This is a genomic window from Sporosarcina sp. P18a, assembly GCF_002743135.1.
Classification (GTDB): domain Bacteria; phylum Bacillota; class Bacilli; order Bacillales_A; family Planococcaceae; genus Sporosarcina.
In genome coordinates this window covers 308,035-328,434 of sequence record NZ_PDYQ01000001.1, presented here as the reverse complement: position 1 = coordinate 328,434, position 20,400 = coordinate 308,035, and the positions used below count along the sequence as shown (strand labels likewise).

At 41.2% G+C, this 20,400-nt stretch carries 21 protein-coding genes and 1 tRNA gene; 2 read left to right on the top strand and 20 right to left on the bottom strand.

All coding sequences use genetic code 11. The annotated features are described in order from the left end of the window. Positions 1–112 precede the first annotated feature (112 nt). Together CSV75_RS01595 and CSV75_RS01590 are read left to right on the top strand one after the other, a co-directional pair. Positions 113–337, top strand: a complete 225-nt coding sequence (locus CSV75_RS01595) for a helix-turn-helix transcriptional regulator (protein WP_099674460.1) — start codon at positions 113–115, stop codon at positions 335–337. Positions 338–504: 167 nt separating this feature from the next. Beyond that, on the top strand, positions 505–1,617 hold the full coding sequence (locus CSV75_RS01590) for a site-specific integrase (RefSeq protein ID WP_099674459.1): 1,113 nt from the start codon (positions 505–507) through the stop codon (positions 1,615–1,617). Positions 1,618–1,765: 148 nt separating this feature from the next. On the opposite strand, the gene CSV75_RS01585 is transcribed toward CSV75_RS01590, so the two are convergent. The 20 genes from CSV75_RS01585 to CSV75_RS01490 form a co-directional block, all read right to left on the bottom strand. After that, positions 1,766–1,839, bottom strand: a tRNA-Arg gene (locus CSV75_RS01585). Positions 1,840–1,912: 73 nt separating this feature from the next. Next, positions 1,913–2,404, bottom strand: coding sequence for a metallophosphoesterase (locus CSV75_RS01580; protein ID WP_099674458.1), 492 nt, complete (start codon positions 2,402–2,404; stop codon positions 1,913–1,915). Further along, the gene (locus CSV75_RS01575) at positions 2,401–3,015 is read right to left on the bottom strand and encodes an XTP/dITP diphosphatase (protein ID WP_099674457.1); all 615 of its coding nucleotides are present in this window, start codon (positions 3,013–3,015) and stop codon (positions 2,401–2,403) included. Before CSV75_RS01575 ends, CSV75_RS01580 begins: the two co-directional genes overlap by 4 nt. Then, entirely contained in the window at positions 3,012–3,770 is a 759-nt protein-coding gene (rph, locus tag CSV75_RS01570) for a ribonuclease PH (RefSeq protein ID WP_099674456.1), read from the bottom strand. Before rph ends, CSV75_RS01575 begins: the two co-directional genes overlap by 4 nt. 126 nt (positions 3,771–3,896) lie before the next feature. Then, positions 3,897–4,685, bottom strand: coding sequence for a glutamate racemase (gene racE / locus CSV75_RS01565; RefSeq protein ID WP_099674455.1), 789 nt, complete (start codon positions 4,683–4,685; stop codon positions 3,897–3,899). A gap of 9 nt (positions 4,686–4,694) precedes the next feature. Beyond that, the gene (locus tag CSV75_RS01560; RefSeq protein ID WP_099630006.1) at positions 4,695–5,102 is read right to left on the bottom strand and encodes a MarR family winged helix-turn-helix transcriptional regulator; all 408 of its coding nucleotides are present in this window, start codon (positions 5,100–5,102) and stop codon (positions 4,695–4,697) included. Between the two features lie 192 nt (positions 5,103–5,294). Continuing rightward, positions 5,295–5,507: a helix-turn-helix domain-containing protein gene (locus CSV75_RS01555; protein WP_085428963.1), complete on the bottom strand. Its 213-nt coding sequence runs from the start codon at positions 5,505–5,507 to the stop codon at positions 5,295–5,297. A gap of 75 nt (positions 5,508–5,582) precedes the next feature. Then, the gene (locus CSV75_RS01550; RefSeq protein WP_099674454.1) at positions 5,583–6,032 is read right to left on the bottom strand and encodes an acyl-CoA thioesterase; all 450 of its coding nucleotides are present in this window, start codon (positions 6,030–6,032) and stop codon (positions 5,583–5,585) included. 250 nt (positions 6,033–6,282) lie between these two features. Continuing rightward, positions 6,283–7,077 (bottom strand): succinate dehydrogenase iron-sulfur subunit, encoded by a 795-nt coding sequence (gene sdhB, locus CSV75_RS01545; RefSeq protein WP_198166058.1) that lies wholly within the window; start codon positions 7,075–7,077, stop codon positions 6,283–6,285. After that, complete coding sequence (gene sdhA / locus CSV75_RS01540) at positions 7,074–8,828, bottom strand: succinate dehydrogenase flavoprotein subunit (RefSeq protein WP_099672814.1); 1,755 nt, start codon at positions 8,826–8,828, stop codon at positions 7,074–7,076. The genes sdhB and sdhA overlap by 4 nt, the downstream gene beginning before the upstream one ends. 49 nt (positions 8,829–8,877) lie before the next feature. Next, the gene (locus CSV75_RS01535; RefSeq protein ID WP_099674453.1) at positions 8,878–9,486 is read right to left on the bottom strand and encodes a succinate dehydrogenase cytochrome b558 subunit; all 609 of its coding nucleotides are present in this window, start codon (positions 9,484–9,486) and stop codon (positions 8,878–8,880) included. A gap of 421 nt (positions 9,487–9,907) precedes the next feature. Then, the gene (gene uvrC / locus CSV75_RS01530; protein WP_099674452.1) at positions 9,908–11,707 is read right to left on the bottom strand and encodes an excinuclease ABC subunit UvrC; all 1,800 of its coding nucleotides are present in this window, start codon (positions 11,705–11,707) and stop codon (positions 9,908–9,910) included. Positions 11,708–11,758: 51 nt separating this feature from the next. Next, complete coding sequence (gene trxA / locus CSV75_RS01525; RefSeq protein WP_099629723.1) at positions 11,759–12,073, bottom strand: thioredoxin; 315 nt, start codon at positions 12,071–12,073, stop codon at positions 11,759–11,761. Between the two features lie 85 nt (positions 12,074–12,158). Beyond that, positions 12,159–13,133 carry an electron transfer flavoprotein subunit alpha/FixB family protein gene (locus CSV75_RS01520; protein ID WP_099636481.1) on the bottom strand — a complete coding sequence of 325 codons (975 nt, stop codon included), beginning with the start codon at positions 13,131–13,133 and terminating at the stop codon, positions 12,159–12,161. Between the two features lie 36 nt (positions 13,134–13,169). Next, complete coding sequence (locus CSV75_RS01515; RefSeq protein ID WP_099674451.1) at positions 13,170–13,943, bottom strand: electron transfer flavoprotein subunit beta/FixA family protein; 774 nt, start codon at positions 13,941–13,943, stop codon at positions 13,170–13,172. A 24-nt stretch (positions 13,944–13,967) separates the two neighbouring features. Beyond that, the gene (locus tag CSV75_RS01510; RefSeq protein ID WP_099674450.1) at positions 13,968–14,741 is read right to left on the bottom strand and encodes an enoyl-CoA hydratase; all 774 of its coding nucleotides are present in this window, start codon (positions 14,739–14,741) and stop codon (positions 13,968–13,970) included. 26 nt (positions 14,742–14,767) lie between these two features. Beyond that, a complete protein-coding gene (locus tag CSV75_RS01505; protein ID WP_099674449.1) occupies positions 14,768–15,352 on the bottom strand; it encodes a fatty acid metabolism transcriptional regulator FadR in 585 nt (194 codons plus the stop codon). 89 nt (positions 15,353–15,441) lie between these two features. After that, positions 15,442–17,145 carry a long-chain-fatty-acid--CoA ligase gene (locus tag CSV75_RS01500; RefSeq protein WP_099674448.1) on the bottom strand — a complete coding sequence of 568 codons (1,704 nt, stop codon included), beginning with the start codon at positions 17,143–17,145 and terminating at the stop codon, positions 15,442–15,444. A 407-nt stretch (positions 17,146–17,552) separates the two neighbouring features. Then, positions 17,553–17,966 (bottom strand): DUF350 domain-containing protein, encoded by a 414-nt coding sequence (locus CSV75_RS01495; RefSeq protein ID WP_099674447.1) that lies wholly within the window; start codon positions 17,964–17,966, stop codon positions 17,553–17,555. A gap of 63 nt (positions 17,967–18,029) precedes the next feature. Then, positions 18,030–20,387: an endonuclease MutS2 gene (locus CSV75_RS01490; protein WP_099674446.1), complete on the bottom strand. Its 2,358-nt coding sequence runs from the start codon at positions 20,385–20,387 to the stop codon at positions 18,030–18,032. Positions 20,388–20,400: the final 13 nt, after the last annotated feature.

Below are 20,400 nucleotides of genomic sequence, written 5' to 3'. Positions count from 1 at the left end.
CTAGGCGGTTTACATTTCTTATTTTTAAGAAGTTGGACGAAACTCACCAGTGTTTGTAACGCATCGTTGTTCATAACAGCGCCGCCTTTAATATTTTTTGTGGGGTGTCTATTTGGCTTACAAAGTCGGAAGATGCTTGCTTCGAGAAATCCTAGAAAGTAAAGGTATGAATCAGCATGATTTGGCAATTAAGTTAAGTGTGACCAAGCAACAGGTAAATAAATATGTAACAAACAAGCAAGGGATGTCATTGGAAGTCGCCAAAAACATCGCGGTTATTTTAGATTGCCAGATCGAAGATTTATACCAATGGAACGAAGTGAGCAATAACGAGTAGATCTAAGGTCTGCTCGTATCCGACTGTCAGCCGAATAGCTTACTGTAATTATACCCTACTTTCACCCAAAAATATGTATATTTTTAAATTTTGACATTTTAGGTAATGCTAATATATCATAAGTAGAACGAATGTTCCAATCATTTAGTAGGAAAGGAGAAACTAATATGGCTACATTTCAGCAACGTGGGAAGACCTGGCAATATACAATAAGCAGTTATACAGAAGGTAAGTATACCCCTATACGCAAAGGCGGATTCCGCACAAAAGGAGAAGCGAAGAAAGCTGCTGACATAATAGAAGGAGAACTGGCCCAAGGTGTCTCCCCAGTCCTCAATAAAGATATTTTCGCGGATTATTTCGAAGTGTGGGTAAAAGATTTAAAATCTGCAAAGGCCGAAGTCACTTATAATCGCTACCTGAACACCCATAAAACGATTGTAGAAGAATTAGGCGGGATTACCTTACAAGATATGACTAAGCGGAAATATCAACGTTTTCTGAATGAATACGGTGAGACTCGCGCCTATGCGACGATACGCAAATTGAACACGCATATTCGCGCTTGTGTGAAAGATGCTGTGGATGAAGGACGAATACGAGTAGATTTCACACGCGGTGTGGAGTTTAATAGTAAAGTGGAATCCAAAACATCTGAAGAAAGACATTTGAATTACGAGGAAAGCGTTATGTTGATTAAAGAATTAAAGAAACGGCTAGATAAAAGTTTAGGCTATTACATTTTATTACTGGCGGCAACAACAGGAATGCGATTCGCTGAATTATGTGGATTGAAACGATCTGATTTTGATTTTAAAAAGGGTGTCATTCACGTTCGGCAAGCCTGGGATTACAAAAAGGGTACGGGTTTTGCTCCACTTAAAAATACGCAATCTAAACGAGATGTTGCAGTGGATAAAGTGACAATGGAAATATTCAAAAACCTTTTTCAAAAGTTACCAACCAATGTACACGGTGCAGTATTTTTCAATCCACAATCCAGCAAAGGCACATTGTCCAATGAAGCGATTAACAAATTATTACGAAACACACTGAAAAGTTTAAAGATCGACCCGATCACTATTCACGGATTACGACATACTCATATTTCTGTTTTACTATATAAAGGTGTATCGGTTCAATTTGTTTCTGAACGTGCAGGCCATAAAGATGTGGAAACGACGCTCAAATATTACTCACATGTTTTAAAAGAAATGAGAAAAGAAGAAGAAGAAAAATCTGTACGGATCATAACGGAAATGCAATCAAATGCGGTGTAGTAATGTGTAGCGTTTGTGTTGTAAATTTATATATTCACATGTATTCAATGCTACGCTTCATGAAAAAGAAAACCCCCTCAAACATTGTCGCATCAACGTTTGAAGAGGTTTCTTAATGTTATTATGTTGTTTAAAAACATGCATATTACGTCCCAGGAGGGATTCGAACCCCCGACCGATGCCTTAGAAGGGCATTGCTCTATCCAGCTGAGCTACTGAGACAAACACCTGCAACCACAGGCACAAGAACTATTATATGCATAACCTAAACAAAAGTCAACACTATTTCTTAAAACTATTTATTTAAAATGATTTGGTCTAGTAAGTCGTGATTCATACTGTGAAAACTCACAGTATGAGCATCGGCTATTTCGATGACTGCGTAGGTAGCTTTCCTACCGCCACGTGGTTGCGTCGTGCTTCCCGGATTAACAAAAAGCACATCGTCGATCATCTCCGCCCCATACAAATGGGAATGTCCGAATAATACAATGGTGGCTTGCTGTTCAGCTGCTGCGTAGGAAAGAGTCAGCATAGAGCGCTTAACGTCGTGTTCATGGCCGTGGACGACAAATACAGTCTCATCGTCCACTTTCTGAACAATGGACGCTGGGAATAGATCATCTCGATCACAGTTACCACGAACAATATGGATTCCATTGAGCAATGGATCTTTTGCCGATAATTCGCTGTCGCCACAATGGAATATTGCGTCCGCTTGCAATGATGTAACTTGCTCCACTGTATTTACGTCGCCATGTGAATCACTTAAAACAATTAGCTTCATTTTATCTCACCAATCCGCGTAATAAATTTTGGTAGCTGTTCTTTTAACTCAGCTAAAGCTGCCCCTCGATGAGAGACCGCACTTTTCTCTTCTGCAGATAATTCTGCCATTGTTTTTTCTTTACTAGGCACATAAAATATCGGATCATAGCCGAACCCATTCGTTCCTTGTCGTTGTTCTGTAATAAAACCTTCACAGCTACCAGAATAAGTAGTTGTCTCGACACCTGATCCTGCAATTGCCAGAATGCATCGAAAACGTGCCTGACGCGCTGTTTTAGGTACTCCTGAAAGTTTAGCTAGCAACTTATCGATATTCGCTTCATCGTCCGAAGGCTCGCCTGCATAGCGCGCAGAGTAGACACCTGGCTCACCATTTAATGCATCCACTTCCAGCCCACTGTCATCCGCAATTACTATTTTCCCCAGTAAATTTGCAACGGTCTCGGCTTTCAGTATGGCATTGTCAACGAAAGTGGTACCGGTTTCTTCTACATCAATTGATTCTCCGATATCTTGCAACGTCATCACGGTAATACCTAAAGGACGAAAGAGAACTTCAAAGTCTTTTGCCTTCCCTTTATTATTCGTTGCGATTAACACTTCTTTCATTGTGCTTCGCCTGCCTGTTGTCCAATCTTATCTGCTAACTCACCTAATACTTCTCTTTGAATGGCAATCAGTTGTTCGATTCCCGATTCAGCTAATGTCAATAAATCATTCATTTCCGCACGAGAAAAAGTAGCTTCTTCGCCTGTCCCTTGGAGTTCAACGAATTGGCCTTGTCCCGTCATGACAACATTCATATCCACATCTGCCGAAGAATCTTCTACATAATCGAGATCTGTGATCAATTGACCGTCAGCCAATTTCCCCACACTTGTAGCTGCTAGGAAATCACGAACTGGGAAAACGGGCAGTTGCTTTTCGATTTGCAATTTATTCGCAGCGATGACTAACGCAACGAATGCACCTGTAATGGATGATGTTCGCGTTCCACCGTCTGCTTGAATGACATCACAGTCAATCCAAATCGTACGCTCTCCAATAGCATCCAAATCAACGACTGCACGCAAAGCCCGTCCAATCAAACGCTGGATTTCCATTGTACGACCACCTACTTTACCGCGGGATGATTCACGGATTGTCCGTTGTCCTGTGGCGCGTGGCAACATGGAGTACTCAGCGGATATCCACCCTTTTCCACTATTACGCATAAACGGCGGTACTCGATCTTCAATCGTCGCTGTACAAATCACTTTAGTATTGCCTACTGAAATCAGTACGGAACCCTCTGGGTGTATCAAATAATCTTTCTCTATCGTTACTGTACGAATATCTTCTATTGCTCTTCCATCATGTCGCATACAATTTCCTCCGTTTTGACTCATCTATTTGGTGTGACCTGCTCATCAAGTCTACAATCAATCCATCTTACCATATTCACAGCAAAAACCCGAAAACAATGTACAGTTTTCGGGCACTGCCATATACTAAAAAGTCAACTTGCGTACGTCTGGCTGGGGAATGGCAAGCCAATCCTCAACGATGGCCTGAAATTTTTCTGTTGAGCCTGTTGTATAAAATATTGGCTCTTTAGCATAAACAGATTGTAATTGCTTAGCTTTAAGAATCCCTTCAACGTCAATCACAGTCTCCGCCGCTGAAGAAATAACATTCTTTTGATTGGAGAAATGCGCTTCAATATGTTCTTGCAATAATGGATAATGCGTACAGCCAAGTATTACAGAATCAAACGAGTAGTTATGCAAAGGCTGTAATGTCTTATCGACTATATCCCTTGCCGCCTGTGCGCGATATTCTCCACTTTCAACGATTGGCACGAATTCCGGACACGCAAGTGAATAGACTTTCGCTTCCTTTTTTAGAGCTTGTATCGCCTGATCATATGCTTTACTGTTCACGGTGCCTTCTGTACCAAGCACGGCAATTTCACCTGTTTGCGACGCGTTGACAGCTGCTCTGGCCCCGGGCTTAATAACACCGACAATAGGAAAATCAAATTTCTTCCGTACGTCTTCTAGCGCTATAGCAGTCGCAGTGTTACACGCAATCACCAGCAATTTTATACCCATTTGTGCCAGACTGTTGACCATATCCATCGTAAATTGCAACACTTCTTCCGCAGGTCGAGGACCATACGGACAACGTGCATCATCGCCAATATAAATAATAGGTTCATTCGGTAAGTGGTGGCGTAACTCTCTTACAACTGTCAGTCCACCGACCCCCGAATCAATTACTCCAATAGGTGCATTCAATGTAATCCCTCAATCTCTTGTCATCTGTTCATGTAGTGTAGCCAGCAATTCTGAAAACCGCTGAATTTCTTGCTCATTTGAATCGGCAAGAACATCTTGTAAATACTCTTGTCTCTTCTGTATGACCTCTTCAATAATCCGTATCCCTTCAGGTAATAAATGGACACGGACCACCCGACGATCCTTTTCATCCCGCACTCGCTTCACTAGTTGACTATTTTCCATTCTGTCTACTAAATCCGTCGTGGTGCTGAAAGCTAGGAACATTCTATTGGATAGATCACCGATGGTCATATCACCATGTTCCAACAACCATTGAAGAGCGCTGAATTGAGGAGGTGTAATAGTAGAGTTCTTTAATATTTTCCGACCTTGTTCTTTAATGATGGACGCAATGTATCGCAAGTCTTTTTCCATCGTTACGATATCAGTTGGTACGTTTTTCTGTTCATTCAACAAAAAATCAGCTCCCTGAAATGAGTCCTATCTTTTCATTGTACCGTTTTCATTGATGAACGCAACATTTTTTCCTTCGGTTATAGGCTAGAAAAGAAGTAATTGACACCAATTGCACAAAATTAATCTACTATCGTAAGCAAGCTATCATTTTTAGTTTAGCTGTAATTCTCCCAATCGCAATAATTCAACGATAGCCTGTGCTCTGCCTGACACGCCCAATTTTTGAATCGTATTCGAAATATGATTTCGTACGGTTTTCTCACTAATGGTCAGCTGTCCAGCAATTTCTTTTGTTGTAAAATCGTCTACCAGCAAAGTGAAAATTTGTCGTTCCCGATTTGTTAATAAAGAACGGTTTTGCATTTCATCCAAGATGCGCCCCTCCTCTTTACGCTTTCCCCTTAGGATATGTAAGGATAGGGGCGGCTGTGTAGGCTTTTACGAGTTTTCGAGAAACATCTGTTTTTCTTCTTCTGTCCATGCAACAGGCATTCCATCACCTTTTCCAACTTGAACGATAGCACCTCTACCTGTGAAGACCATTTCATTGCGTTCATTCTTAGCCATATAATGCAAATCAACTGAACTCGTGCCCATGGAATTAGCCTTTACATAGATCTGTAGCTTTTCGTCAAAGTACACTTGCTTCGCAAAATCACATTGTAAATCCGCCACTATTGGAATAGTTTTGCCCTTTGGATCCACCCACTTGTCCATATGGTGTAGATGTTTCAAAAATTCAATTCTAGCATACTCAAAATATGCAAAGACTTTTGTGTTGTTTAAATGTCCATACATATCCGTCTCAGAAAAACGGACTGTAACTTCCGCATGAAAATGAAAACCTTCTATCCATTCCTCTAAATTATCAATATAACTCTCTCTCATTTACATGCACCCCTTCATAATGAATGATTATTCATTTCTTCAGTATATCAAAATATACATTTACGTCAAATAACATTTATTATAATTCTGACGGCGCAAATTCAATTTATGACTACTAGGGATTGAAGATTGGTGATGGACATTTTCCAAAGAAGAAATCTGAAGCTTTCTTACATAGTCTACGAGCTATAAACATCAAAAAAACTGTCCAGGAAGTCATAGACTTCTTGGACAGCTTCGTTTATAGAAATTAATCTACTTGGTGGTCACTTCCGAAGAAGTTTTTGAACATTTGGATCGTCGTTGCTCTACCAATTGCACCGATTGAAGTCGTCAATGGAATTCCTTTAGGGCAAGCAACTACACAGTTTTGTGAGTTACCGCACTCAGTGATTCCTCCGTCTCCCATAACAGTAGCCAAACGCTCATCTTTGTTCATTGCACCCGTCGGATGGGCATTGAATAGACGTACTTGTGACATTAATGCAGGACCCATGAAGTTCGTCTTGTCGTTTACGTTCGGACAAGCTTCTAGACATACCCCGCAAGTCATACATTTAGACAATTCATATGCCCATTGACGCTTGCGCTCAGGCATACGAGGACCTTCACCAAGATCATACGTACCATCGATCGGAACCCATGCTTTAATACGCTTTAACGAATCGAACATGAATTCACGGTCAACAACTAAGTCACGAACGACTGGGAATGTACGCATAGGCTCAAGTTTAATAGGTTGTGTTAACTGATCAACCAGCGCAGTACATGACTGACGAGGGCGACCGTTTATAACCATTGAACATGCACCACAGACTTCTTCCAAACAGTTCATATCCCAGTTAATAGGCGTCGTTTTTTCACCTTTGGCATTTACTGGGTTACGTCTGATTTCCATTAGAGCCGAAATTACGTTCATATTCGGGCGATATGGAACTTCAAATCTTTCCACATATGGGCTTGAAGTGGCAGTATCTTGACGATGAATGTCAAACACGACAGTTTTTGTAGCAGTTGCTGTTTGTTGTTCGCTCACTTTTGTCAATCTCCTTTCTTCGCTGAATAATCACGGATACGTGGAGGAATGATAGATGTATCTACCTCTTCATATGAAATAATTGGTGCAGAGACTCCATCGAATTCCGCAATTGTTGTTTTCAAGAAGTTCTCATCGTCACGATTCGGGAAGTCCGGCTTGTAGTGCGCGCCACGACTCTCATCACGATTCAATGCACCTAAAGTGATAACACGTGCTAGATATAGCATGTTTTTCAACTGACGTGTGAAAATAGCTCCTTGGTTAGACCATTGCTGTGTATCCGTAATATTAATATTTTCATAACGCTCAAGTAACTCGACAATTTTCTCGTCTGTCTGCTTCAATTTATCATTGAAACGAACAACCGTTACGTTGTCAGTCATCCATTCGCCAAGCTCTCTGTGAAGAATGTACGCATTCTCTGTACCATCCATCTTAAGAGTGTCTTCCCATTTTTGTTGCTCTTCTTTCACTGCATCTTCGAAGATCGTTGCAGGAAGTTCATCAGCTGTACGCTTTAGATGCTTCATATAATCGATTGCGTTTGGTCCTGCGACCATTCCGCCGTAGATAGCAGATAGCAAAGAGTTAGCACCTAGACGGTTTGCACCATGCTGTGAGTAATCACATTCGCCTGCTGCGAATAGGCCTGGGATGCTTGTTTGCTGGTGATCGTCAACCCATAGTCCACCCATTGAGTAGTGAACAGCCGGGAAGATTTTCATCGGCAATTTACGCGGATCATCTCCCGTGAACTTTTCATAAATCTCGATGATTCCACCAAGTTTAATGTCAAGTTCTTTCGGGTCCTTATGGGACAGATCCAAATACACCATGTTTTCACCGTTGATACCTAGTTTTTGGTTTACACACACGTCAAAGATTTCACGTGTCGCAATATCCCGTGGAACTAGGTTACCATAGTCCGGATATTTTTCTTCCAAGAAGTACCATGGTTTTCCATCTTTATACGTCCACACTCGTCCACCTTCACCACGTGCAGATTCACTCATTAGACGAAGCTTGTCGTCTCCTGGAATCGCTGTTGGGTGAATTTGAATAAATTCTCCGTTTGCATATTTTGCACCTTGTTGGTATACGATGGAAGCCGCAGAACCTGTATTGATCACAGAGTTTGTGGACTTACCGAAAATAATACCAGGGCCGCCTGTTGCCATGATGACAGCATCCGCTTTGAACGCTTGAATTTCCATCGTCTTCAAGTTTTGAGCTTTGATCCCACGGCACGTACCTTCTTCATCTTTAATAATTCCAAGGAATTCCCAGTGCTCGTATTTTTGTACAAGTCCTGATACCTCGTGAGAACGCACTTGTTCATCAAGAGCATAAAGTAACTGTTGTCCAGTTGTTGCACCTGCATACGCTGTACGGTGGTGAAGTGTACCACCGAAACGACGGAAATCCAATAGACCTTCTGGCGTGCGGTTAAACATAACACCCATACGATCCAATAAGTGGATAATTCCAGGAGCTGCTGCCGTCATTGCTTGTACTGGTTTTTGATTCGCTAGGAAGTCCCCACCATAAACTGTATCATCAAAGTGAATGTCGACGGAGTCGCCTTCACCTTTCGTATTTACAGCACCGTTAATGCCGCCTTGGGCACATACGGAGTGGGAACGTTTTACTGGTACTAGCGAGAACAAGTCAACCGGTACACCAGCTTCCGCTGATTTGATGGTAGCCATTAGTCCAGCTAGTCCTCCACCGACGACAATCAATCTGCCTTTTGCCATTATTGTGTCACTCCTCAATTATACATAATTTCATTAGTTAGTTAGTTTTTTACACAAAAGCTAGAAGTGCTTGAATTCCAATTACAGAAAGTATTAAGAATATAACGATTGTGATGTAAGATACGATTTTTTGTGATTGTGGTGATTGTGCAATTCCCCACGTAACACAGAAAGACCATAATCCGTTTGCTAAGTGGAAAGTAGCAGATACAACACCTAGGATATAGAATACAAGCATAAGTGGATTCGACAAAATATCGACCATCATGTTGAAGTCTACTTCGGCTCCAAGAGCTTTTTGAATACGAGTTTCGTATACATGCCATGCAATGAAGATGACAAGGAATACGCCCGTGAACCGTTGGAGCGTGAACATCCAGTTACGGAAAGTACTGTAATGTCCCACGTTGTATTTTGCTGAGAAAGCTATGTACACTCCGTAAAACGCGTGGAACATGAGTGGAATGTAAATAATAAACCATTCCAGGAAAAATACAAACGGCAAGTTCCCCATAAAATTAGATGCTGTGTTGAATGCTTCCTCACCGCGCGTTGCAAAATGGTTAATTACTAAGTGTTGGGCAACAAAAAGTCCAACTGGAATTACACCAAGCAACGAATGTAGACGGCGTAAGAAAAAATCTGTTTCTTTCGACAAGTCTTTTACCCTCCCTTATTTCTGAGATTATACTGTAGTGATGCGGTTCTCTATCTAGTCCACATTCACCAGTACCTCTCTTCATGGTACAATATGATAACATGTATATTGTACTCCTCTGTATTGGACAGGTCAAGACGCTGTGTACTTTTCATAGTAGATTATGATTTTTCTAAAAACGTCGAATAACACATCACTTTCTCCTATGATCCGACAATGCTTGACATTGCATGAATCCTACAGGAGTTAGGGTTTGAGAGTTTTTCCTATCTTTTGTCTCCATTACACCACTCATTTATTTATGCATTTTCCGTCCCCGAAAAAATTACTGACTATTCGGATAAATTGTGGCGAAAATCAAACATCTATCCGTAATCTGATAACTTAACACTACATACTAATAAAAGCCCCTTGACTTTATTCAGTCAAGGGCTTTTTCAGACTCCTCAGGTTGTTGGAAATGAGCGAGCAGCTCTTCCGCTACTTTCTTTGGCATACCTGCTTCTTTTAATTGTTCGGGTGTTGCCTCGCGTATGGCTTTCACTGTTTTAAAATGTTTCAATAATTGCTGTTTACGTTTTGGTCCTACACCTTCAATTCCATCAAGTGATGAAGTCAGTGAAGATGCCCCCCGCCTCTGTCTATGGAACGTAATAGCAAATCGATGGACTTCATCTTGGACGCGTTGAAGCAAGTAAAAAGCTTCACTCGTTTTCTTCAACGGGACAATCTGCGGCGGATGACCGTACAGCAACTGCGCTGTATTATGTTTATCATCTTTTGCCAGTCCGGCTATCGGGATGGAAAGTCCGAGTTCATCTTCTAGCACTTCACGTGCGATTTCCATCTGTCCTTTCCCACCATCAATGACAATTAAATCGGGTAAAGGCAACTGATCTTTTAAAACACGTGTATAGCGTCGCCTAACCACTTCACGCATCGCACCATAGTCATCATGCGCTGCAGCAGTTTTAGTTTTATATTTTCTGTAATCTTTTCGATTGGGTCTTCCATCTACAAATGATATCATCGCGGATACTGGTTCCACGCCATGTGTATGCGAGTTATCGAAAGCTTCGATGCGAAGAGGTGTACTGATGTTCATCGCTTCCCCAAGTTCTTCACAGGCACCAATTGTACGTTCTTCTTGGCGTTCAATAATTTGGAATTTAGCATTCAATGCAATAGACGCATTCTTGACGGCCAGTTTGACAAGTTCTTTTTTCTTTCCACGTTGTGGTATCAACACATTCGTATCGAGTAGTTGATCTGCTAATGCAAAATCAACAGTTTCCGGCAGAAGTACTTCTTTTGGCAATAAATGTTGAGCTTCTCCATAGAAACGACCCAGATATGTTAGTAATTCCTCTTCCGGATCTCGATAGGCCGGAAAAATAGAGACATCCCGTTCTATCATCTTACCTTGTCTAACGAAGAACACCTGCACACACATCCAACCTTTATCCACTGCATAGCCAAAAATATCACGATCTGTAAAATCATTCGCATTCATATTCTGCTTTTCCATAACGGTTTCAATATTGGTAATTTGATCACGATATTCCTTCGCACGTTCAAATTCTAATTCTTCCGCAGCTTTGTTCATTTTTTGCTGAAGTTCCTTTTTGACTTCTTTATAGCCGCCATTAAGGAATCGTGTAATGTCTGCAATCATTTCAGTATACGCATCAGCAGGTACCTCTTTAATGCAAGGCGCCAGACATTGACCGATATGATAATACAAACACGCGCGTGTAGGAATACTTTGACATTTACGATACGGATATAAGCGGTCCAGTAATTTTTTCGTTTCATGGGCTGCGCTAGCGTTTGGATAGGGTCCAAAATATTTACCTGATTTTTTATTAACTTTTCGTGTAATGATCAATTTCGGATGACGTTCGTTCGTGATTTTCAAGTAAGGATATGTTTTGTCATCTTTTAGCATGATATTATATTTTGGATCGTATTTCTTTATCATGTTTAATTCCAAAATTAATGCTTCAATTTCAGAATTGGTAACTATATATTCAAAATCCTCTATTTCTCCGACCAATCGCTGTGTCTTGCCATCATGGGAACCCGTGAAATAGCTACGCACACGGTTTTTCAATACTTTTGCTTTCCCTACATAAATGACTGTACCTTGACGATCCTTCATTAAATAGCAACCCGGCAATTCGGGGAGGATCGAAAGTTTATGTTCAATTATTTCATTCATTATTTTCACCTACTAAAAAACCGGGCTGCTCTGCGGCCCGGTCTCTTGTATTTATGCGTGTTTTTCGACTAGTTGTGCAAGTGCTTCTTTCGGTTGGAAGCCTACTACTTTCTCAGCTACTTCCCCGTCTTTAAAGAGAAGAAGTGTTGGGATCGACATGATACCAAACTGGCTAGCAGTTTCTTGGTTATCGTCCACGTTTACTTTTACGATGTTCGCTTTTCCTTCTAGTTCACCTGAAAGTTCTTCTAGTACAGGAGCGATCATTTTACAAGGACCACACCAAGGTGCCCAAAAGTCCACTAGTACTACGCCTTCTTTTACATTTTCAGCAAAGTTCGAATCAGTTGCATTAATAATTGCCATTCTTATTTCCTCCTTAGTCTTTAACTATATTCGTATTATATCATGGAGGTATAGAAGGGGCTAAAAAAATGCCTGTACCCATTCATTAGCTGACTTTAATCTTTTTAATTTCTTCGATCATGATGGGGATAATCTCGAAGATGTCACCTACGATACCGTAGTCCGCAATTTTAAAGATGTTCGCTTCTGGATCTTTATTGATTGCCACAATGACTTTCGAGTTGGACATACCTGCTACGTGCTGGATGGCTCCAGAAATTCCAGCTGCAATATACAAGTCCGGTGTAACGACTTTACCCGTTTGACCAATCTGTAGTGAATAGTCGCAGTAGTCTGCGTCACATGCCCCACGTGAAGCACCGACTGCACCACCTAGAAGATTTGCCAATTCTTTTAAAGGCTCAAATCCTTCAGGTCCTTTGACGCCACGGCCGCCTGCTACGATTACTTTCGCTTCAGATAAATCAACGCCTTCTGTTGATTTACGTACTACGTCTTTGATGACAGAGCGAAGATTCGTGATTTCCACGCTTTTCGCTGTTACGTCACCTGAGCGGCTAGCATCATGCGCTAATGGCTCGATGTTGTTCGGCCGGATTGTGATAAATTGCAACCCTTCTTTAATTTCCACTCGTTCAAATGCTTTACCAGAATAGATCGGGCGGATGAATTCTGCATCGTCGCCTTCTCCTTCGATTTTTGTAACATCTGAAATTAATCCAGTTCCAAGCTTACTTGCAATTTTCGGTGATAAGTCTTTCCCCATGGCTGTATGTCCAAATACGACACCGTCTGGGGATTCTTCTTCGTACACTGCAAGGAACGCTTGGCCAAATCCATCTGGTGTATAGTGCTTCAAATGCGGATGTTCAACCGTTACTACACGGTCTGCTCCATAATGAATCATTTCTTCGCCAAGCGACTGAACTTGATCCCCTATAAGAACAGCGACAACTTCTCCGCCGCCTGAAATATTCTTTGCTGCTGCAATTGTTTCAAATGATACGTTACGTAGTTCTCCATCACGCGCTTCACCTAAAACCAACATTTTCTTTGACATAATGTAGTCCCTCCTAAGTACGGTTCTCTATATGAATTAAATTACTTTCGCTTCGTTACGCAATAATTTTATAAGTTCAGCTGCCTGATCTGCTGGCTCACCTTCAAGTACACGCCCCGCTGATTTCGCAGGTGGTAAAAAGACTTCTTTTGTTTCCGTCTTCGCTTCTACATCCTCTTCCTCTAGGTCCAGATCATCGAACTCTAGGTCTTCAAGAGGTTTTTTCTTTGCTTTCATAATACCTGGCAATGAAGGATAGCGTGGTTCGTTTAGACCTTGTTGTGCTGTTACGAGAATCGGCAAGGATGTTTCAATAGTTTCTGAATCCCCTTCTACGTCTCGTACAACTGTTGCGTTCGTTCCATCTATCGTTAATTCAGTAATTGTCGTGACATAGTTAATGCCTAATAATTCTGCAACACGTGGTCCCACTTGTCCTGAACCGCCATCGATTGCTACGTTACCCGCCAGAATTAGATCAGCATCTTTATCTTTTAAGTAATCCGCAATGACTCTTGCAGAAGTGTATTCGTCGATATCATCAATGTCGTCCTCAATATTGATGAGTACTGCTTTATCTGCCCCCATTGCCAATGCAGTTCGCAATTGTTTCTCGGAATCTTCGTTACCGATTGATAGTACAGTTACTTCCCCACCGTGTTCATCACGTAGTTTAATAGCTTCTTCCACTGCGTACTCATCGTATGGATTTATGATGAATTCTGCGCCATCTTCAGCAATGGCACCGTTTGAGATTGAAATTTTTTCCTCCGTATCAAATGTTCTTTTTACTAATGCATAAATGTTCATTAATAGAACCTCCTTTTTTGATAATTACTTCCCAGTAAATGTAGGTTGACGCTTTTCAATAAATGCTTGAATACCTTCTTTTGCATCTTCAGAGACGAATACTGCTCCAAATGACTTAGCTTCTTCTTCCACACCTTCATAGAACGACGGGTCTTTTGAGAAGGAAAGCATGCGTAATGCATGTTTCATTGCAATCGGGCTCTTTGCTGAAATCTTCTTCGCAAACTTCAATGTTTCTGCCGAAAGTTCTTCTTCTGAATATGCATGATTCGCAAGCCCCCACTGTACTGCGTCTTCTCCTGTGATCGGATCACTCGTCAACATCATTTCTGCTGCTTTGGCTACACCGACCAAACGTGGTAAACGCTGCGTTCCTGCAAATCCAGGAATGAGACCTAATTGCAATTCAGGCAATCCCAGTTTTGCACTCTTCGTAACTAAACGGATATGGCAAGCCATAGCAAGCTCTAAACCGCCACCAAGTGCGGCTCCATGAATGGAAGCGATTACAGGTTTAGGGAAATTTTCAAGACGCTCGAAAACTTCTTGTCCTTTACTAGAAAGCTGCGAGAACGCTGCTCCAGTGTCAATTGTTGTGAATTCTTTAATGTCTGCACCTGCTGAGAAGAATCGGCCTTCACCATATAGAACCACAACACGAACATCGTCGTCGTGCTCTACGCTAGTTAACAACTGATCCACTTCCTCAATCAATTTTGAAGATAAAGCATTAGCTGGCGGGTGATCAATTTTTGCTAATGCGACATGTCCATCCTTTTCCAAGTTAATCAATGTCATCTACTATCTCTCCTTTAATACAATGCTTACTGTTGTTCGTAGCCATGCAATAGCATATTGCTAACTTTAGGTGCTAGGCTGACTAAATTAAACTTCTGTTCGTTCATCACCCAAGAGGTAATCGTTTCGTCCATAGTGCCAAATAGCATCTGCCTTGCTAGTCTAAGGTCTAGATCGGGAGATAACTCTCCATTCTCTACCCCTTCTTCAAGCAAAGTATCCAACAAAACCATATATTCTTTCAACACATTATTGATTTGGAATCGCAGTTCTTTATTTGACTGTCTGAGTTCCAATTGTGTGACGATCGCTAAATGAGGATCTTCTTGCAGTACTTTGAAGTGATTTTCCACAACTAATTCCAGTTTTTGTGCAATTGGAAGATCTGTTTTTAATATTTCTTTAATATTTTCTACGAAAATCGCCATTTTTTCTCTGAATACAGATATTAGGATGTCTTCTTTATTTTTAAAGTACAAATAAATGGTCCCATCCGCCACTCCAGCTTCTTTAGCTATTTTTGAGACTTGCGCTTGATGGTAACCGTTCTCCGCAATAACAATTACCGCAGCGTCTACTATTTGTTTATATTTAGGTTTAGTTCGCTTCATCAATGATTCACCACCAAAAAGAAAATATGAATGACTATTCATTCATATTTTCATGTTAATATTCTTTTGGTTTATAGTCAAGCATTTTGTTACGAACTTTTTAATGAATTCTGAACTTCCGTTAATTTCTTTCGTTCTTCTTCCACTAATGTTCTGCGCAGTATTTTACCTACTGCTGTTTTAGGTAGATCTTCGCGGAAATCATAATGCTTTGGAACTTTAAATGCAGCAAGCTGTTTTCTGCAATACGTATCTAATTCTGTTTCCGTTATGGAATATCCTTCTTTTAAAACAATATACGCTTTAACTGTTTCACCACGATATGGATCCGGTACACCTGCTACGATACATTCTTGAATAGCTGGATGTTCATATAGGACTTCTTCAACCTCGCGTGGATAAACATTGAATCCGCTTGCGATAATCATATCTTTTTTACGGTCGACCACATAGAAGTATCCATCCTCATCCATATACCCTAAATCTCCTGTCAAAAACCATCCATCGCGGAATGATTCCTGTGTGTCTTCAGGTCTATTCCAATAACCTTTCATTACTTGTGGCCCTTTTACCGCAATCTCCCCTATTTCTCCTACTGGTAATGGTTCTGATGAGCCGGGACCAAGCACACATCCATCCGTATCAGGCCACGGAACGCCAACCGAGCCACGCTTTTCCAATCCATCCCAAATAAAGTTAGCCATAGCGACTGGAGACGTCTCTGTTAAGCCATATCCTTCCACAAGTTTTCCACCGGTTACCGCTTCAAATTTTTCTTTCACTTCAACTGGTAATGCAGCAGATCCACTGATACAAGCTTTTATAGAAGATAGATCATATTTTTCCAAATCGGGATGATTTAACAGACCAATATAGATCGTGGGTGCCCCAGGAAATATGGTTGGTTTTTGTTTGTCAATATCTTTCAATGCGGTCTTGAAATCAAATTTAGGTATCAACACCATTTTATGACCTTTCATTACAGCGAAAATCAAAACGGTCGTCATACCATAAACATGGAAAAACGGTAGAATGCCCATAATCGTTTCTTCGCCATCAGTCGTTTTGTATAACCACGCACTACACATTTCCGTATTACTAATTAAATTGGAATGGGTCAACTCTACACCTTTTGGCGGTCCCGTAGTTCCTCCGGTATACTGCAATAGTGCAATATCACCGTTCTCATACGCTACATGAATCGGATCGGGTTTTGTTGTTTTCATGATTTCGGTATATACATGATGCATACCACGATGCTCTACTTTTACCGTTAACTTATGTTCTTTTTTCTGAATGAATGGATAGACTAGATTTTTTGGGAACGGGAGATAATCTTTGATCCCCGTAATAATAATATTTTCAAGCGCAGTTCCGTTCATAGCTTTCGTGACACGAGGGAACAAAATATCAAGTGATATAATCACTTTTGCACCCGAATCAGAGAGTTGATAGTGCAATTCGCGCTCTGTATACAGTGGATTTGTCTGAACCACAATGGCTCCTGCATATAGAATTCCATAGTAAGCGATAGCGCCCTGCGGACAGTTTGGTAACATAATGGCTACGCGATCACCTTTTACGACTCCTAATTTTTGCAAATAGGTAGCAAATTTTAGAGCGGACTCATGAAATTCTTTGAACGTGATGTCTTTCCCCATAAAATGCATCGCTGTGTTATTTGAATATTTTTTACTGGATCTGGTTAGATAGTCTTGCAATGGAATATTTTCATATGCTAAAGTAGTCGGAATTTCTCTTGGATATACAGAAAGCCAAGGTTTTTTCGTCATCTTTACAACTCCTTTATCGTGATATAATTGTTTGAATATTCCTTGTTCATTAGTATATCGATAAACTAATTAGTTTACAAGATAAATATGAAAGCGCTTTATTTATCTATATACATGCCTCTTAGTCTATGTGAGTGTGATTGCTATTATACATTTTCAAGAGATGGAGAGGCTGGACGTGGGATACGGGAGGGGATTTACGCTTCGGAGGGGACGCTTCAATCCCCTCGCAAATACTACTAAATTATCCTCCGTTTGGTCTTGCTCTTCTACATTTCAACCACTAAAAAACACACCAAGACCAAGGTCAAGGTGTGTTGGTGACAAGCCAGTATACTCCGATTAGGACGAAGAGTACACAGACTACTAATAATATTTTAATTAATCTTTCCATAATATGCGGTCTCCTATGAAATACTGGCGCCGATGACGAATGACAGACCGACAGAAATGCAGAGCGAGATGAAACCGACGGAGCGGTTGTCCGCTTGGATCTCCTCGTCTACTTTAAACTTCGGTGTCAGGAATTCGAACAGCAAATAGGCAAAGACAAGAAGCAAGAAGCCGAATAAGCCCCAGCCCATCATCTGCGATAGACTATTGTGCTGCTCGATAGAATAGCGGAAAATATTTGCGACACCAAATATCTTTCCGCCTGTTGCCATCGCCACTGACAAGTTTCCTTTACGAATCTCTTCCCAGTTTTTATATTTTGTTACAATTTCAAATAGCACCATTGATACAATCAAGCACAGTGTAACGACACTGAAATACCCCGCCGTCTCAACTAATGGATGACTCCAAAATCCCGTATGATTCACAACGCTACACCTTCTTTATGTTCTTTTGCTAGTCATACGATTCAAACAGCTGAAAGGTTTCATTTATTTTAATTCTACTACAGTAACGCCGCTCCCACCTTCACCTGCTTCACCAAAGCGATAGGATTTCACGCGGGAATGTTTTTTTAAGTATTGTTGAACACCCTGTCGAAGTGCCCCTGTGCCTTTACCATGAATAATATTCACTTGATGGTAGTTGGACAATAATGCATCATCAATATACTTCTCTGTGCGTGCAAGAGCATCTTCATATCGTTCACCACGTAAATCGAGCTCCATTTTCACATGCTCAGAACGACCTTTTACTGCTGACACTGTGACATGTTTCTTTTCTTTTTCAGGTTTCGTATATTGCAATCCAGACTCAGGTAATTTCATCTTCAAAATACCAATTTGAACAATCCACTCGTTATCTGATACTTTTTCAACAAGAGTCCCTTTTTGTCCATACGCGAGTACTTTTACTTCGTCCCCTTGTTGTAACGGACGAGGTCCTGCTTGCGCTTTAATAGCTTTCTTTTTCTTTTCTTCAGGCCTAGCGTCTTCCAATCGTTTACGAGCTTCAATTAACTCATGCTCCTTAACACTGGCTCCTGCATTCAACCGTAGAGCACGTAAGTCTGAAATAACCGCTTCGGACTCCGTTTTGGCTTGATCCACAATTTTTTTCGCTTTTTCTTTGGCTGCTTCTGTTAAACGGTCTTTTTGCTCTTCGAATTCTTGGAGTTTATCGTGTAATTCTTTTTTCAACTTCTCTGTTTCCAAAAGTACGTCATGTGTACGTTCAGCATCTTTTTCGGATTGTACGCGGCTCGTTTCAAGAGAGGCGATCATCGAATCTACTTCTCCACGATTTTCTCCTGTAAAACTCTTTGCACGATCTATTACATGACTTTGTAAACCTAATCGTTTGGAAATTTCAAACGCATTACTTCGTCCCGGTACACCGATCAGTAAACGATACGTCGGACTCAACGTATCAATGTCGAATTCAACACTCGCATTGGCAACACCTGCCCGGTTAAAACTATACGCTTTTAATTCCGGATAATGAGTTGTCGCCATTACACGTGCGCCAGTACCATGTACTTCATCGAGAATGGATATAGCAAGAGCAGCACCTTCTTGAGGATCCGTCCCTGAGCCTAATTCATCGAATAACAACAGAGAACGATCATCGAACTTCTTCAATATATTCACGATGTTGACCATATGGGAGGAAAATGTACTCAAACTCTGTTCAATCGATTGCTCATCCCCGATATCCGCATAAATCGAATCAAAGACGGCAATTTCAGAACCATCAAGAACAGGTATTGGCAGGCCTGATTGTGCCATTAACGTGCAAAGTCCCACTGTTTTCAGCGTTACTGTCTTACCACCTGTATTCGGACCGGTGATTACAATCGTTGTGATGTCGTTGCCAAATTCAATCGTATTCGCTACCGCTTCATTAATTGGCAGAAGCGGGTGACGCGCTTTAGAGAGGCGCATATAGCCATCTGCGTTAACTGCTGGTTTCGTGCATTTATTGGCAGTACCGTACTTAGCTTTCGCTAAAATAACATCCACTTCTGCCAATAGCTGCACTAATGTGAATAGCTCATGAGCGATTTCTTGCACACTGGCCGATAAGGCAAGTAAAATCTTTTCGATTTCTTCCCGCTCTTTAATTTTCAGTTCACGAATCTCGTTATTTGCCTGAACGACTGCATCTGGCTCGATGAATAGTGTTTGACCAGATGATGACATATCGTGAATTACACCGCCATAATGGGATCGATATTCTGCTTTAACAGGAATACAGTAACGATCATTACGCATCGTAACGATTGCGTCAGATAGCATTTTCGACGCGTTCTTCCCTCTTGTATAACTTTCAAGACGTTCACGCACGCGACTTTCTTGGATTCGTAAGCCTTGACGAGTCGAACGTAACGCGGATGAAGCACTGTCCATCACGCGACCATTATCATCGATTGCTGCATTGATTTCATGTTCAATCGCTGTCAAGATCGGCATCGCTTCTTTACGCGCGATTAAATGAGGAATAGAGATCTCGCCTTCAGTCGCAACAGCTTCAAAAAACTGACGAAGAATTCTGCTGGCACGGATCGTATCTGCAATTTCCACTAGCTCCATTGCGCTTAACATTCCACCAATTTGTGCGCGTTTAGCATGGGATCGAATATCATGGATTCCACCCATTGGGACATTCCCTCGGATACGTAAAAGTGCCAACCCTTCATCTGTTTCCTCAAGTAACCGAGTGACATCTTCGAGATTTTTTGAAGGTACCAATTGCTCTATATTTGCACGGCCTGCAATGGACGTACATTGTGCCGCTACTTGTTGTATAATTTTATCAAATTCAAGTGTTTTTAAGACACGCTTTTCCAATGTCTTACACTCC